The sequence below is a fragment of the Streptomyces sp. DSM 106670 genome (assembly GCF_055792845.1).
In genome coordinates, this window is record NZ_CM147704.1 from 3,755,640 (window position 1) to 3,770,238 (window position 14,599).

Annotated in this window: 15 protein-coding genes; 10 read left to right on the forward strand and 5 right to left on the reverse strand. The window is 71.7% G+C overall.

Features of this window, described 5'->3' with window-relative positions; all coding sequences use genetic code 11:
* Positions 1-22: 22 nt before the first annotated feature.
* Positions 23-760: a response regulator transcription factor gene (locus ACSMXR_RS16650; protein WP_103510962.1), complete on the forward strand. Its 738-nt coding sequence runs from the start codon at positions 23-25 to the stop codon at positions 758-760.
* Positions 757-2,211 carry a sensor histidine kinase gene (locus ACSMXR_RS16655; RefSeq protein ID WP_137234844.1) on the forward strand — a complete coding sequence of 485 codons (1,455 nt, stop codon included), beginning with the start codon at positions 757-759 and terminating at the stop codon, positions 2,209-2,211. Before ACSMXR_RS16650 ends, ACSMXR_RS16655 begins: the two co-directional genes overlap by 4 nt.
* Before the next feature lie 12 nt (positions 2,212-2,223).
* On the opposite strand, the gene ACSMXR_RS16660 is transcribed toward ACSMXR_RS16655, so the two are convergent.
* On the reverse strand, positions 2,224-3,174 hold the full coding sequence (locus tag ACSMXR_RS16660; protein WP_137234843.1) for a phosphatidylinositol-specific phospholipase C: 951 nt from the start codon (positions 3,172-3,174) through the stop codon (positions 2,224-2,226).
* Positions 3,175-3,265: 91 nt separating this feature from the next.
* A complete protein-coding gene (locus tag ACSMXR_RS16665; protein ID WP_473172220.1) occupies positions 3,266-4,342 on the reverse strand; it encodes an alkene reductase in 1,077 nt (358 codons plus the stop codon).
* 119 nt (positions 4,343-4,461) lie between these two features.
* Between ACSMXR_RS16665 and ACSMXR_RS16670 the strand changes: the two genes are divergently transcribed.
* Both ACSMXR_RS16670 and ACSMXR_RS16675 read left to right on the forward strand, forming a co-directional pair.
* Positions 4,462-4,872 carry a MerR family transcriptional regulator gene (locus tag ACSMXR_RS16670; RefSeq protein ID WP_473172221.1) on the forward strand — a complete coding sequence of 137 codons (411 nt, stop codon included), beginning with the start codon at positions 4,462-4,464 and terminating at the stop codon, positions 4,870-4,872.
* Positions 4,873-5,087: 215 nt separating this feature from the next.
* Positions 5,088-5,729 carry a fascin domain-containing protein gene (locus ACSMXR_RS16675; protein WP_218525838.1) on the forward strand — a complete coding sequence of 214 codons (642 nt, stop codon included), beginning with the start codon at positions 5,088-5,090 and terminating at the stop codon, positions 5,727-5,729.
* Between the two features lie 90 nt (positions 5,730-5,819).
* Here the strand turns inward: ACSMXR_RS16675 and ACSMXR_RS16680 are convergent, their stop codons facing one another.
* On the reverse strand, positions 5,820-6,425 hold the full coding sequence (locus tag ACSMXR_RS16680) for a maleylpyruvate isomerase family mycothiol-dependent enzyme (protein WP_473172391.1): 606 nt from the start codon (positions 6,423-6,425) through the stop codon (positions 5,820-5,822).
* A 311-nt stretch (positions 6,426-6,736) separates the two neighbouring features.
* On the opposite strand from ACSMXR_RS16680, the gene ACSMXR_RS16685 reads away from it, so the two are divergent.
* A complete protein-coding gene (locus ACSMXR_RS16685; RefSeq protein WP_381911504.1) occupies positions 6,737-7,189 on the forward strand; it encodes a spore-associated protein A in 453 nt (150 codons plus the stop codon).
* A gap of 159 nt (positions 7,190-7,348) precedes the next feature.
* On the opposite strand, the gene ACSMXR_RS16690 is transcribed toward ACSMXR_RS16685, so the two are convergent.
* Positions 7,349-7,732, reverse strand: coding sequence for a cupin domain-containing protein (locus tag ACSMXR_RS16690; protein ID WP_473172222.1), 384 nt, complete (start codon positions 7,730-7,732; stop codon positions 7,349-7,351).
* Positions 7,733-7,803: 71 nt separating this feature from the next.
* On the opposite strand from ACSMXR_RS16690, the gene ACSMXR_RS16695 reads away from it, so the two are divergent.
* The gene (locus ACSMXR_RS16695) at positions 7,804-8,793 is read left to right on the forward strand and encodes a helix-turn-helix domain-containing protein (protein ID WP_473172223.1); all 990 of its coding nucleotides are present in this window, start codon (positions 7,804-7,806) and stop codon (positions 8,791-8,793) included.
* A gap of 50 nt (positions 8,794-8,843) precedes the next feature.
* Here the strand turns inward: ACSMXR_RS16695 and ACSMXR_RS16700 are convergent, their stop codons facing one another.
* Positions 8,844-9,857 carry a GlxA family transcriptional regulator gene (locus tag ACSMXR_RS16700; protein ID WP_376184254.1) on the reverse strand — a complete coding sequence of 338 codons (1,014 nt, stop codon included), beginning with the start codon at positions 9,855-9,857 and terminating at the stop codon, positions 8,844-8,846.
* A gap of 164 nt (positions 9,858-10,021) precedes the next feature.
* On the opposite strand from ACSMXR_RS16700, the gene ACSMXR_RS16705 reads away from it, so the two are divergent.
* From ACSMXR_RS16705 to ACSMXR_RS16720, 4 genes are all read left to right on the forward strand, one after another.
* Positions 10,022-10,609: a cysteine hydrolase family protein gene (locus ACSMXR_RS16705; RefSeq protein WP_473172224.1), complete on the forward strand. Its 588-nt coding sequence runs from the start codon at positions 10,022-10,024 to the stop codon at positions 10,607-10,609.
* Positions 10,606-11,352, forward strand: coding sequence for an isochorismatase family protein (locus tag ACSMXR_RS16710; protein ID WP_381911515.1), 747 nt, complete (start codon positions 10,606-10,608; stop codon positions 11,350-11,352). Before ACSMXR_RS16705 ends, ACSMXR_RS16710 begins: the two co-directional genes overlap by 4 nt.
* A 212-nt stretch (positions 11,353-11,564) precedes the next feature.
* Entirely contained in the window at positions 11,565-12,695 is a 1,131-nt protein-coding gene (locus ACSMXR_RS16715) for a hypothetical protein (protein WP_473172225.1), read from the forward strand.
* 86 nt (positions 12,696-12,781) lie between these two features.
* The gene (locus tag ACSMXR_RS16720; protein WP_473172226.1) at positions 12,782-14,590 is read left to right on the forward strand and encodes an immunity 49 family protein; all 1,809 of its coding nucleotides are present in this window, start codon (positions 12,782-12,784) and stop codon (positions 14,588-14,590) included.
* The last annotated feature ends 9 nt before the right edge of the window (positions 14,591-14,599 follow it).

The window sequence follows — 14,599 nt, forward strand, 5'->3', positions numbered from 1 at the left end:
ACGAGAAGAGGACGAGACAGCGATGAGCCCCGCCGAAGACGATCCCCAGCGCATCCTGATCGTCGACGACGAACCGGCCGTGCGCGAGGCGCTGCAGCGCAGCCTCGCCTTCGAGGGATACGGGACGCGGGTCGCGGTCGACGGGTACGACGCCCTGGCGATGACCGAGGCCTACGCCCCCGACCTCATCGTCCTGGACATCCAGATGCCCCGGATGGACGGCCTCACCGCCGCCCGCCGCATCCGGGCCACCGGCTCCACCACGCCCATCCTCATGCTCACCGCCCGCGACACCGTCGGCGACCGGGTCACCGGCCTCGACGCGGGCGCGGACGACTATCTGGTCAAGCCGTTCGAGCTGGACGAGCTGTTCGCCCGGATCCGGGCCCTGCTGCGCCGCAGCTCGTACGCGGCGTCGGCGGCGGGCGCGGACGCCCCGGACGACGACGTCCTCTCCTTCGCCGATCTGCGCATGGACCTGGCCACCCGCGAGGTCACCCGGGGCGAGCGCCGGGTGGAGCTGACCCGTACCGAGTTCACGCTCCTGGAGATGTTCCTGTCCCACCCGCGCCAGGTGCTGACCCGGGAGCAGATCCTCAAGGCCGTCTGGGGCTTCGACTTCGAGCCGAGCTCCAACTCCCTGGACGTGTACGTGATGTACCTGCGCCGCAAGACGGAGGCGGGCGGCGAGCCGCGCCTCGTCCACACCGTGCGCGGGGTGGGCTACGCACTGCGTACGGGCGGGAGCGGGGAGGCGTGAGCAGTCCGGCGCCCACGACGGGCGGGCGGGAGCGGGGCGGCAGGGGCCCGGTGCGCCGCCTCCGGTCGCTGCCGCTGCGTTCCCGGCTCGCGATGCTGGTGGCCACGGCGGTGGCGGTGGCGGTGGCCGCGGTGGCCGCCGCCTGCTGGCTGACCACCCGGGACCGGCTGACCGAGCAGCTCGACACGACTCTGTCGCAGGTGAAGCCGAACGAGAACGCGATCCGGCTGCTGACGACGTCCTGCACGAGCGGGCTGCCCGACGACTTCCAGGTCGTGACCGGGCCGTACACGATCCAGCTGGTGCCGGCCGTGGGGCAGAAGCCGTGCTCGGTGCCCGGCAAGTCCGCCATCCCGGTCGAGTCCGCCGACCGGGCGGTCGCCGCCGGGCTGCGCGAGGACGCGACGCACACCACGAAGGCCGAGGACGGCACGGAGATGCGGGTCCACACCTCGCCCGCCGGTCCGGACCGCCCCGGCCTCGCGGTCTCCGTGGCCGTTCCGATGAAGCAGGTCACCGATCCGCTGAACCAGCTGGCCTGGGTGCTGCTCATCGTCTCCGGCATCGGCGTCATCGGCGCGGGCGCGGCCGGGCTGTGGGTCGCGCGCGCCGGGCTGCGCCCGGTCGACGAACTCACCGAGGCCGTCGAGCACGTGGCCCGCACCGAGGACCTGACCGTCCGCATCCCGGTGGACGGCGAGGACGAGATCGCCCGGCTGTCGAACTCCTTCAACTCGATGACGGCCCAGCTCGCCTCCTCCCGCGACCGCCAGGCCCAGCTGATCGCGGACGCGGGCCATGAGCTGCGCACCCCGCTGACCTCGCTGCGGACGAACGTGGAGCTGCTGGCCCGCAGCGACGAGACGGGCCGGGTGATCCCGCCGGAGGACCGCAAGGCGCTGATGGCCTCGGTGAAGGCCCAGATGACGGAGCTGGCCGCGCTGATCGGCGACCTCCAGGAGCTGGCCCGCCCCGACGCGGCCGAGCCCGGCCCGCTCCAGGTGGTGGCCCTGCACGAGATCACCCGTACCGCCCTGCGACGCGCCCGCCTCCGCGGCCCCGAGCTGACGATCACCGACGACCTGGCCCCCTGGTACGTCCGCGCGGAACCGGCCGCCCTGGAGCGGGCGATCGTCAACGTCCTGGACAACGCGGTGAAGTTCAGCCCGCCCGGCGCCACCATCGACGTGCGGCTGCACCGGGGCGAGCTGACCGTACGGGACCGGGGCCCCGGCATCCCCGCCGAGGAACTCCCGCACGTCTTCGAACGCTTCTGGCGCTCCCCGTCCGCCCGCCAGCTCCCCGGCTCCGGTCTGGGCCTGTCCATCGTGGCCCGTACGGTGCACCAGGCGGGCGGCGGGATCGCGCTGCGCCCGGCCCCGGACGGCGGCCCCGGGACCGTGGCGGCGCTGACGCTGCCGGGGGCGCCGACGCCGCCGCCGGGGATGTGAGGACGACCGGGCTCAGCCCGTCGGGTTGTGCCGGATCAGCGACTCCACCAGACCGGACCGCTGGTTCGGGTAGTCCAGCGGCACGATGCCCAGCCCCGTCCACCCGGCGGTCTCGGAGCGCTCCAGGAAGGAGTGCACCTGCGGGTTGAGCCGGTCGGCGTTCCAGCGGGGCGGCATCAGGGCGGCGGTGGAGACGTAGTTCATGTAGAACTTGCCGGGCTGCTGGGCCGCCTTGCGGAACTGGGCCTCGATCTTCGGGTACTTGGCGAACGGCTCCGCCATGTAGTCGTCCTGGATGTCGAAGAGCGCCGGGTCCGCGTACCGCACCCCGGGCAGCCCGCCGTTGTCCGCGAGCAGCACCACCTTGCCCCGGGCCCCGCCGAGGTCGGGAAGGGTGGAGTCGAGGCGGAACAGGGACCGCCAGCCCCGTACGTCCAGGTAGTCGTCGAAGACGGCCCGGAACGCGGCGTCGCTCTCGGAGGAGTACTCCTGCTTGACCCGCATCAGCACGGTCTCGGTCGGCCGCGCGGCCAGGAAGTTCCGGCAGAAGACCAGGACATCGCCGAACATCATGTTCTGGAACGAGGCCCCGTGATGGATCGCGAACGAGCCGTCGGTGATCCGGCACCGTACGTCGAGGAAGCGGATGCCGCTCTCCAGCTGCTGCCCGATCGTGGTGTTCTGGCACTCCGTCCAGGGGCCGCCGAACCGGGCCCCCGAGTCGTGCGTGCCCGGGATCGTGAGCCGCTGGAGCGCGGTGGAGTCGGGCAGGGCGGCCATCCAGTCCTGGGTGCCCCGGACCGCCCGGGCGCCCTCGCGGGTGGCGGCGACGGCGGGTGCGGCGCCGACGACGGCGGTGGCGGAGACGGCGAGCGCCCCGGCCAGGAATCCCCTGCGGGTGGGCAGGGAGCCTCTACGAGCGGAAATGGACGGGGAGTTGGGCGTGCGCGCGGGATGGGACATGCTGGGCGCCTCCAAGGGCCGTGGGGGGCTGGGCCCTTGGATTCTGTCGGGCACACGTCACCTCCGGAAGAGGGCACACGCCTGACATGTCTCAGGCCGCGTGCTGGAAGGCCGCGTAGGTCAGATAGCCCGTGTCGCCGCCCTGGAAGTACGTGGCCTCGTCCGCCGGCGCGATCGGCGCACCGGTACGCAGCCGCTCGACCAGGTCCGGGTTGGACAGGTAGGCCCGGCCGAAGCTGATCAGCTCCGCCCCCAGACCCAGCCAGCGGTCGGCGTCGGCGCGCTCCACCTGCTTCGCGCTCAACGGCAGCGACGGGTTCATGATCAGCGTGCCGGGCCAGGCGCGGCGCAGGGCGACCAGCACCTCCTCGTCGGCGGTGCCCTCCAGGTGCACGTACGCCGGCTCCAGCCGCGCCAGCTCGGCCAGCAGCAGGGCGTACAACTCCGGGACCTCCCGCTCCTCGACGCCCCAGAACGTGCCGCCTGGGGAGAGCCGGATGCCGGTCCTGGCCGCACCCACCGCGTCCACGGTCGCCGCCACCGCCTCCACGGCGAACCGCACCCGGTTGGCGAGCGACCCGCCGTACCGGTCGGTGCGGAGGTTGGCGTTGGAGGAGAGGAACTGGGAGATCAGATAGCCGTTCGCGCCGTGGATCTCGACGCCGTCGAACCCGGCGTCGACGGCCCGGCGGGCGGCCGCCGCGTACGACTCGGCGTGCTCGGGCACCTCGGCGGTCTCCAGGGCGCGGGGCATCGGCGCGGGCTGCGGTCCGCTCGGCGTGAACACATCGCCGACCGCCGCGACGGCGGAGGGTCCGACCGGCCGCAGCCCGGTGGTGTCCGGGTGCGAGACCCGGCCGCCGTGCATGATCTGGGCGAAGATCCGGCCGCCGTTCGCGTGCACGGCGGCGGTCACCGGCCGCCAGGAGGCGACCTGCTCATCGGTGTACAGGCCGGGCGTGCCGGGGTTGGACTGCCCGACCAGGCTGGGCTGCACGCCCTCGCTCACGATGAGCCCGGCGGTGGCCCGCTGCGCGTAGTACGTGGCCATCGAGGGCGTCGCCAGCCCGCCGGAGGCCGCCCGGACGCGGGTCATCGGCGCCATCACGACCCGGTTGGGCAGCACCAGGTCACCGAGGCGGTGGCTGTCGAAAAGGCTCTGGTTCATGGCGCGAGACTCCTGACTGGACTGAGCAGCTGTGCCGCTCCCGTGACGCCCGTTCTCCGGGCCCAGCGCTACGCTAAAACCTGACATCAATGTGAGGGGCAAGGCGTGAGGGGCACAGCATGCGCATCGGAGAGCTCGCGGCCGCGACGGGGGTCAGCGTCCGGTCCCTGCGGTACTACGAGGAGCAGCGGCTCCTGACCAGCACCCGCAGCCCGAGCGGCCAGCGGCACTACACGGACGCCGAGGTCGACCGGGTCCACTTCATCCAGCGTCTCTACGCCGCCGGCCTCTCCAGCCGCACCGTCAAGGAGCTGCTGCCCTGCGTGGACGCCCCCAGCGAGGAGTCCTCCGACGCGGCGATGGAGCGGATGGAGCAGGAGCGCGAGCGGCTCTCCGCCCATATCGACGACCTGCTCTACACCCGGGACGCCCTGGACACCCTGATGGCCACCAACCGCGCGCACCGCCGCACCCTCGACCGCCCCGCCGGAAGTGGCCGGGACGGAAACGAAGCGAGTCTTCTTTCTTAACGGAAAACCGCGGAAGAATATATTCATCGCGACCGTCGTCGGAATTCCCGAGCTGCCACATAAAGCTTTTGCCGGAGATCGCGAACTGCCCTTACTCTGGGGCCACTTCACGGATTCCACACGCTCTCTCCGCATTCCCGACCCGAGAATGCGAAATACAGAACGTGGAGCCCGGAATCCGCCGCGACGAAACGCGAGGAATACCTGTGCGACGCATGACCTCCACCCTCCTTTCCCTGGCCGCCGTGCTGACCGCCTCCGCCCTGGCCGCACCGGCGGCCGGCGCCGCCCCGCGGAACGACCGGCCGGCCCCGGCGTCCGGTGTACCGGCAGGCTGGGAGAGAGTGGGCGCGGACGACCTGGCCCACCTCGACGGCGCCATCGGCAGCGGGGCCCGGGCGGACGAGACCACGAACCTGGCCCTCAAGTCGGTGCGCAACGGAAAGTTCGCCGCCACCGAGATCAATTACGCCGCGCCGAACACCGGTGTGCTGCGCGCCCGTTCGCCCTACCCCACCGGCGCATGGGAGGGCTTCGCGTTCGAGTGGGACGAGGCCACCCAGACGTTCGCCCTGAAGTCCCTCGCGAACAACCGCTACGTGGCGGTCGAGAAGAACTTCACCGGCAACGCGCAGAACGCACTGCGGGCCCGCTCGACGACGGCGGGCGGCTGGGAGCGGTTCGAGCTCTACCAGAACGAGGAACTGAACCTGTACGCGCTCCGGTCCACCCTGAACAACCTCTTCGTGGCGATGGAGAACAGCTACACGGGCCCGCTCCAGTACACACTGCGCGCCCGCTCCGCCGAAGTCACCGGCTCCTGGGAGCAGTTCGACCTGTACAGCATCGACGGCTGACCGCGCCCCGGCCTCCTCCGGCACCGGACGGAGGCCGGGCCCGCCGTCTGCGCCGGGCGGCCGTCACCGAGGACGGCCACGGCCACGGCCTCAGCCGGTCGCCGCGAGCACGGAGAGCCCCGGCCCGTCCAGCTCCCCGACGGCCACCCGCCGCCCGGACACCGCGAGCAGCAGGGACAGCGCGGGCCCGGTCACCTCCGGGCCCGCCCCGATCGACAGGCCGGCGTCCGTGGCCGACAGCCGTACGCGGGCCGTCAGTTCCTTCGCTCCGCCGAAGGACTCCGGGGTACGCGCCTGCAACCGCAGCGCCCGGACCACGGCTTCCCGCGGATAGGAGTGGACCAGGCCCACGGCGCGGCGGATGTCCTCACCGTGCACGACCTCCTCGACCAGCCGGGTGTCGAGCGGGGCGGGAGGCCCGGTCCGCCGCGTCGCCACGCGGCGCAGCCGCTCCAGCGTCTCCTGCGGCGTGGCCCCGCGCTCGCGCTCCACACCGCGCGCGTTCAGGCGGTCGAAGTCGAACCGCACCCGTACGAGGCCGGCCACGAAGCCGATACGTGTCGTCCGGGCGGTGTCCACCAGATGGGCGGCCACATCGTGCACCGTCCACCCCGCACAGAGCGACGGTGTGTCCCATCGCCCGGAATCCAGCCGCGCGAGGTCGTCGGCCAGTGCGGCCCGCTCGGCGTGCACCATCCGCCAGACCCCGCGCTTCACATCACCCTTCGCATCGCCTTTCACGGCTGCCTCCACTCGACCGGTGACCACGTCCACCGGATGAGACCCCGGACGCCACCGAAACTCATCGCACCCCCGGTCACCGGACATGGATCAGGAAAGGTGATCTTGTCCACCTGTGTCATGACTTCGTAACAGGGTTCCCGGAGCACAACTCCACCGCGTCACGGCCTGTCCGACAGGGTGTGACCCACGCCACGTGGACGGGTGGGGATCCGGGCGCCCGACCAGGCGTCGCGCAGTGACCGACCGAGAAACCGGGGAACGACATGACCAACATCCGACGTGCGTCAGCCATCGGCGCCGCTGTCACCGCCACCGCCTGCGCCGCGGTCGCCCTCGCACCGGCCGCCGTCGCGGCGGAGCCGAAGGCCGCCGCGGCCGCGAAGTACAACGGCGCCTGTGGCGGCGGCTACTCCGTGGTGAACTCCGCGCCGATCGGCGCGCAGGGCACGGTTTTCCTCACCTACAACTCCGCCACCGGCAAGAACTGCGTGGTGACCGTCCGCACCAAGCCCGGAAAGGCCGTGCACATGACGGCCTCGCTCGGCTTCGCCTCGCCCACCACGACGGTCACGGACACGGGGTACTACACCACGTACGCGGGACCGGTCTACCTCGACGCACGCGGCCTGTGCGTGACGTGGCGTGGTGAGATCGCCGGCGAGGTGGCCGGCAAGAACGGCACCAACTGCGGGTCCCTGGCCGCCGGCCGGCACTGACCCGCACCGTTCCGGAAGCGGCCCGCTGTGTGGTGTGCGCACACCACACAGCGGGCCCCGGACCGCCCGCCCGGTCCCCTGTTCCGGGCGGGCAGCCGAAACGCATCGGCATCGGCATCGGCATCGGCATCGGCATCGGTCCCGGCCTCGGCATCGACCTCAGGCGGTCATCAGCGAGATCCCGAGCATCCGCGCCCCCGTCTCCGTACGCGGCCGGTGTGCGCTGCCCGGCGCGAACACGACGTACGCCCCCGGACCGTGGCGTTCGCCGCCGTCGATGACCTCACCGCTCAGCACGAAGTACCGCTCCTCCGTGCGGTGTTCGTCGACCTCGGGCCACTCCGTGCCCGCCGCGAAGTCGATCAGCCAGCCCCGGGCGTACGCCGTGCCCGGCAGCCTGCGGCGCCAGATCCCGGGGGCCACCTCGTGCGCCTCGACGTCGTCGACCTGGACGACGGTCTTCAGAGGGTCCGCAGCACCGGTCCGTGCCGTCGCTGTGTCGGTTCGCGTCGTCGCCGTGTCTGTTCGCGTGTCCTCGCTCATGTCTCCACCGTGACGCGGGCCGATCACCCGGGGCGAGTGTCCGGGATGACATCCTCGGGTACTTTCCTGCCATGCCCGTATCCGGAGCCCCGCACCATGTGGTGGCGCTGCTCAACGAGCCGCAGTCGCCCTTCGAACTCGCCTGTGCCGCCGAGGTCTTCGGGGCCGACCGCCCGGATCTGCCCACGCACTACACCTTCGAGGTCTGCGCCCGGCGGCCCGGCCCGCTGCGCACCACCGTCGGGCACGCGCTGCTCGTCGAGAGCGGCCTCGACGCCCTGCGGAGGGCGGACACCGTGATCGTGCCGGGCTGGCAGCCGCCCGGCGGGCCGGTGCCGGACGAGGTCCTGGAGGCCCTGCGGGCGGCGCACCGGCGCGGGGCGCGCGTCGTGTCGATCTGCACGGGCGCTTTCGTCCTCGCCCGGGCCGGGCTGCTGGCGGGCCGCCGCGCGACCACGCATTGGCGGCGGAGCGAGCTGCTGGCCGAGGCCTTCCCCGAGGTGACCGTCGTCGGGGACGTGCTCTACGTCGACCACGGTGATGTGGCGACCAGCGCGGGCAGCGGTGCGGGCATCGACCTCTGCCTCCATCTCGTACGGTCCGACCTGGGCGCCTTCTACGCCGCGCAGGTGGCCCGGAGCATGGTGCTGCCGCCGCACCGGGACGGCAGCCAGCTCCAGTACGCGGCCCCGCCCGCCCCCGCGAGCACGGACGACTCCCTGGCCCCGGTGCTGGAGTGGGCGCTGACCCGGCTGGCGACGGACCTCTCCGTCGACCGGCTGGCCGCGCACGCCGGCCTCTCCCCGCGCACCTTCGCCCGCCGGTTCGTCCGCCAGGTCGGCGTCAGCCCCGGGCAGTGGCTGCTCCAGCAACGCATCGACGCGGCCAGGTCGCTGCTGGAGCGGACCGATCTGCCCGTCGAGACGGTCGCCGTCCGGGCCGGGCTGTCCTCGGCGGTCAACCTGCGGCGACGGTTCCGTACCGCCCTCGGGACGACGCCGGGCGCGTACCGCCGCCTCTTCGGCGAAGCAGCAACAGCAAAGGGCCGGAGCGACCACTGAGCGAACGGCCGCCGTGGGAACGGCCGTTGCGGGCCCCGCCCCCTCACCGCTCAGATGGCCGCAGGGGACCGGAACCGTCGCCGGTACTCCGTGGGCGTCGTGTTCAGCCGCCGCCGGAACGCCCGTACCAGGGTGTCCGTCGTGCCGAACCCGCAGACGGACGCGATGCGTTCGAGGGTGGCGTCGGAGGACTCCAGCTCGTTGCGGGCCTTCTCGACCCGTACGGACTCGATGTAGGCGTGCGGGGTCATGCCCAGCTCGGTCTTGAAGATCCGGGTCAGGTGGCGGTCGCTGACATGGGCGTACGCGGCCAGGTCCACGACGGTGAGCTGAAGGCCGATGTTGCGCAGGATGTGGTGGCGGAGGTCCTCGATGCGCCGCGTCGTGGAGATCTGCTCCAGCGGAACGCTGAACTGGCTCTGCCCGCTCTGCCGCTTGAGATACATCACGAGCTGCCGGGCGACGCGCAGCGCGATCGCCTCGCCGAGGTCGTCGGCGATCAGGGCCAGCGACAGGTCGAGGCAGGCGCTGATCCCGGCCCCGGTCCAGACGTCGCCCTCGCGGATGAAGATCGGGTCGGCGTCGACCTCGATCTCCGGGTGATCGGCGGCGAGTTGCCGCGCGGTCGACCAGTGGGTGGTGGCGCGCTTCCCGTCGAGCAGTCCGGCGGCGGCCAGCAGATGCGCCCCGACGCACACGGAGGTGACCCGCCGGGTCCGTGCGGCGAGTTCCTTCACCCGTTCCACCAGCTCGGGGTCGACGAGCGCGTGCACCCGCCGCTCGCTGTCGACCTCCACCGAGCCGGGCACGATGAGGGTGTCGATGCTCCGCCCGGCGGCCTGCCCGAAGGTGAGGTCGGGGAGGATGCGGACCCCGGCGCCGGTGGTGACGGGCTCCAAGGAGGCGGCGGCCAGCACGACTTCGTACCCGGCCGCGTCGTCGGTCTCGCGCCGGGCGAGCGAGAACACCTCCGGCGGTCCGGTGACGTCGAGCAGGTCGACGCCCTCGAAGAGAACGATGACGACGAGCCGCGCGACCGGGCCCGTTCGTCCGTCGGTGTCCATGGACGAGCCTCCTGACGTGACACCGACAGCCCGCACGCATGTCGGTATCTGCATGTTAGACGTCATTGTGGACATCAGCACCGGGCCCTAGCGTCTAAGACAGCTCGCCACCCCAGCCGAGCTCACCCTCACCCCGACGCACGACCCCCCGAGGCGGTACACCCATGTCCCGAACCACCCTGCGCGAACTCAACGGCTTCGACGCGGCCCCGGCCACGCTGACCGGCTCGACGCTGATCCTGATCGACCTCCAGAACACCTACACCAGGGGCGTGATGGAACTCGACGGCTGGCAGGCCTCGTTGGACGCCGCCGCGCAGCTGCTGGAGCGGGCCCGCGAGGCGGGGACGAAGGTCGTCCACGTCATCAACGACGGCGGCGAGGGAACTCCGTACGACATCCGCGCCGAGATCGGACGGATCCACCCGGCCGTCGCCCCGGCCGACGGAGAGACCGTCGTGGTCAAGCAGGTCCCGAACGCCTTCCACGGCACGGACCTCGGCGAGCACGTTCCCGAGGGCCAGGACGTGATCATCGCGGGCTGGATGACCCACATGTGCGTGGCGTTCACCGCGCAGGGCGCGTTCCTGCGCGGCAACCGGCCCACCGTCGTCGCCGACGCCTGCGCGACCCGGTCACTGCCGGTCGCCGGGACCGACCTCGACGCCTGCCAGGTGCACTACAGCGCCCTGGCCACCATCGGCGACCTGTACGGGGTCGTCGTCGCATCCCACAAGGAGATCGCCCGATGAAGCTGCTCCGTACCGCCACCGCGATCGGCGTCGCCGCCGTCCTCGCCACCACCGCCACCGCGTGCGGCGGGAGTTCCGAGGCCGCGACCGGCAAGGACGACGCGCCGAGCGCGCCGGCCTCGTCGAGCCCGCCCGCGAAGAACACCGCGCGGAACGTCGCCGAGGACACGACGACCCTGCGGGAGCTCAACAAGCTCGACGAGACCCCCGCCACGCTCGCCGACGCGACGCTGATCCTCGTCGACTACCAGAACACCTACACCGAAGGCGTGATGGAACTGGACGGCTGGAAGCCCGCCGTGGAGAACACCGCGGCCCTCCTCAAGCGCGCCCGCGCGGCGAAGACGCCGGTCATCCACATCGTCGACAAGGGCTACGACCTCTCGTCGGAGGCCGGACAGATCATCCCGGCGCTGAAGCCGGCCAAGGGCGAACCGGTCGTCGAGAAGAGCGTTCCGAACGGCTTCCACGACACGAACCTCGCCGAGGAGGTGAAGAAGGCCGGGCGCGAGAACGTCATCATCGCCGGGTTCATGACCAACATGTGCACGCTGTTCACCACGCAGGGCGCGTTCCTCAACGGCAACCACCCGACCGTCGTCGCCGACGCCTCCGCGACCCGTCCGCTGCCGCTGAACGGCAACCCGAACGGCATCCCTTCCGAGCAGCTGCACGCCTCGGCGCTCGCCACGGTCCAGGACCTCTACGGGGTCGTGGTCCCGACGCAGAAGTCCCTGAAGTAGCAGACCACTTCAGGCACGCCCGCCCCTCCGGTGGTGGCCGCAGGAAGCGCGCTCAACAGCACCCTGCGCCACCACCCCCGTACCCCCACAGCCCCCCCCACTCCCCCAACGGAAGTGAACCCCATGAGCACTTTCCCCCCAGCCCACCAGCCCCACCCACTCCCCCCACTCCGCCAGAGATCGCACCACCATCCCCAACGGAGAAGACGAAGATGGCTACCCGCAGAGGTTTCATAACCGGCGCTTCCGGCATCGGCACCGCGGCCCTCCTGGGCTACGCGGCGACCCCGCAGGCAGCGGCGGCGACCGCCGACGGCACGGCGGGCGCGGCGAAGGTCTCGCCGCAGCAGGCGAAGGACTCGCTCCGCGCCGTCAACGCCGGCATGCGCACCAACTACGCCGTACTCAAAGCAGAACTGATCAAGCACCTCTCGCCGGTGATCGTCGTGCAGAACGACGCCAAGGGCGGCCGGTTCACCCTGGTGACGGAGAACGGCCAGGAGAGCGCCAACCCCGTCTCGGAGACGTTCGAGCTGGCGAAGTCCATCGCCCACGTACCGCTGGGGATCTTCTCGGTGATCGCCTCCTACCTGGCGGACCACATCCCCAACCTCCCGAACGCCGACCGCATCGACCCGCACGACCTGCTGATGGTGGCGTTCGACGACGACACCTCCACCGCGTGGATCCCGCCCCTCCAGGCGTACGCCGCCACGCTCACGACCGCCCGCCGGAACCTTCCCGACGCCGGGCTTCCGGCCGCGCTGACGACGTCGTGCGGCAACATCCTGGACGCCGCGCTCCGGTTCATCGATACCTCGGTGACGACGCAGTCGTTCGACATGAAGTCCTTCGAGGACTTCTCCGGCAACGTCTACCCCGACATCCGCACCAACATGGAGCACGCGGCGCAGGCCCAGATCAAGGGCGTGCAGGACCAGATGAAGGCCTGGCGCACGAAGGTCGGCGAGACCGGCTGGGCCGACCTGTACTGCGTGGTGATCTCGCAGTGGACGACGAGCGTGCTGAACCAGAACACGATCATCATCAAGGACTGCATGAACCCGGCGAAGGTCGCCACGCACCTGATCGACCTGCCCGGCCTGGAGAACCCGGTCGACCCGGTGTTCACCGCCCTCGACAACCTCGCCCGGATCGTGCAGGACAACGTGGCGGCGGAGCTGGTGTTCCCCAAGGACACGAAGGTCGCGGACGCCCTGAAGGGCAAGGAGGACCTGCTCTCCGACGAGATCCTCATCCAGCTCGGCACCGGCCGCGGGGTGACGAAGTCCGCACCGACGTACAACATGGCGGCGGGCGCGGTGTGCCCGGTCAAGAAGTGACCGCGGCCGGCTAGACCGCGCACCCTTCTCCCGGAGCGGGCGGCCGCCCGCTCCGGGAGAGGGAGCCCCTCAGTAGGGTTTCCGGGGTGACCCAGGACAACAACAGCAGCAACACCAGTAGCAGCGACGACACCAGCGGCACCGCGGCCGACGCCCATCTGCCCGCGCTGACCGCCGGCCGGGCCGACCGCCTGCGCCGTCTGGTGGCCGACGACCTGAGCGCACGGGACGGAGCCCGCCCCCAGGTGGACGGAGCGACGGCCGTACGCGAACGCTCCACGCACGACCTCACCGTGCTGGCGCAACGCTGCGGGGCGGCGGCCCCGGAGGACTGGCCCGCTCTGATAGCCCAGCACTTCACCACCCTCGACGCCGTGGCGCAGGGCGGCGAGAGCGCGGAGGAACTGCTGCGCCGGACCGTCCTGCGCCTGCTGCCCACCGAAGCGCTGCCGGCCGGCGACGGGGCCGGCCACCGCTATGCCTGGCCGGCCGCCGACGGCCTGGTGACGGCGCTCGCCCTGGACGCCCCCGACTCCGTACGGATGCTGACCGACGCGGACGTCGAACGCGTGGGCCTCGACGCGCTGAAGGCGGCGGGCCGGGCGAACCTGCTGGCCGAGCCGGTGGAGCACGAGGAGATCCGTACGCTGTCGGGCGCGCTCCTGCACTCGGTGTACGGCGACTCCCACTTCGTGGCGAGCAAGGCACTCGTCCTGGGCGACCTGGCCCGCACCCTGACGGGCCACGACCTGCCGGAGGCCGGGGCGCTCGTCGTCGTACCGACCCGGCATCTGCTGGCGTTCCACCCGATCGTCGACGCCACGGTGGTGGACGCGGTCAACGACCTGGGGATGTACGCGATGGGCGCGTACGAGGACGGGCCCGGCCCGATCAACCCGCTGCTGTACTGGTGGAATCGGGACAACCTGGTCTGCCTCACCGCCTTCGACGAGCAGACCCGCGCGATGCAGGTCGTGCCGCCGCCGGAGCTGATGGACCTGATGCGGAGCCTGCACGCGAAGGGCCGGCCCGAGCAGGAGCAACCCACCGCCTCGGACACCGCCCCGGACACCACCGCGAGCACCGCCCCCGACATCACCCAACTGGAGGCGTCCGCAGCCACGTTGACATCCAGCCTCCCCCAGGACCCGGCCGCACTCCCCGAGGCCTTCCGGGCGGCGACGGCGCACGCGCTCGCCCGCTGCGCCGAGGACCCGGACAGCGGGAAACTGGAGACCTGGGAGGCCTGGGTCACCGCGATGCAGCTGGGCGACGCCCTGTTCGCCACCACGCTGTCGGACGAGGGCACGGCGGAGTACCGCATCGGCGACCGCACGGTCACCCTGCCCGCCACCGGCCCGTCCCCGCAGGCGAACGGCCGCGCCTGGCTGGACGCCTTCTGGTTCGCCCTCGTCTGCCGCGAGCGGGACCGCCTGTCCCGGCTCGCGCGGGTCCCGCTGGAGGACCTGCACCGCGCCGATCCGTCGCAGGACGCCTATCTGTTCCACTGGATCGACACGCTCCAGACCTACTGGCGCGGCGCGTCCCTGGACGACATCGCCCAGAAGCTCATCGCGACGATGGAGACCTCCGACCCCAAGGTCGCGACCGGCACCGACCCGGCGCTGCTGAACCAGATCGACTACCAGCCGGCCGCCCTCTTCCACCGTCTCATCACCGGTAACCACGAGGCGTTCGCCCAGACCCTCACCGAGGCCGTGGCCCACCACGACCACTACTGGACCGGCTCGCCGGACCCCCGCAGCCACGTGGCCCTCGGCCCGCTCGCCCTGGCCTGCCTCGCCCACGACGGCGACTTCCCGGTGGACACGGCACTGCCGCGCCTGCCGAAGCACCTGATCAGCCGGGAGTGGTGCGGGGAGTTCCCGACCTGACGGGCGGGC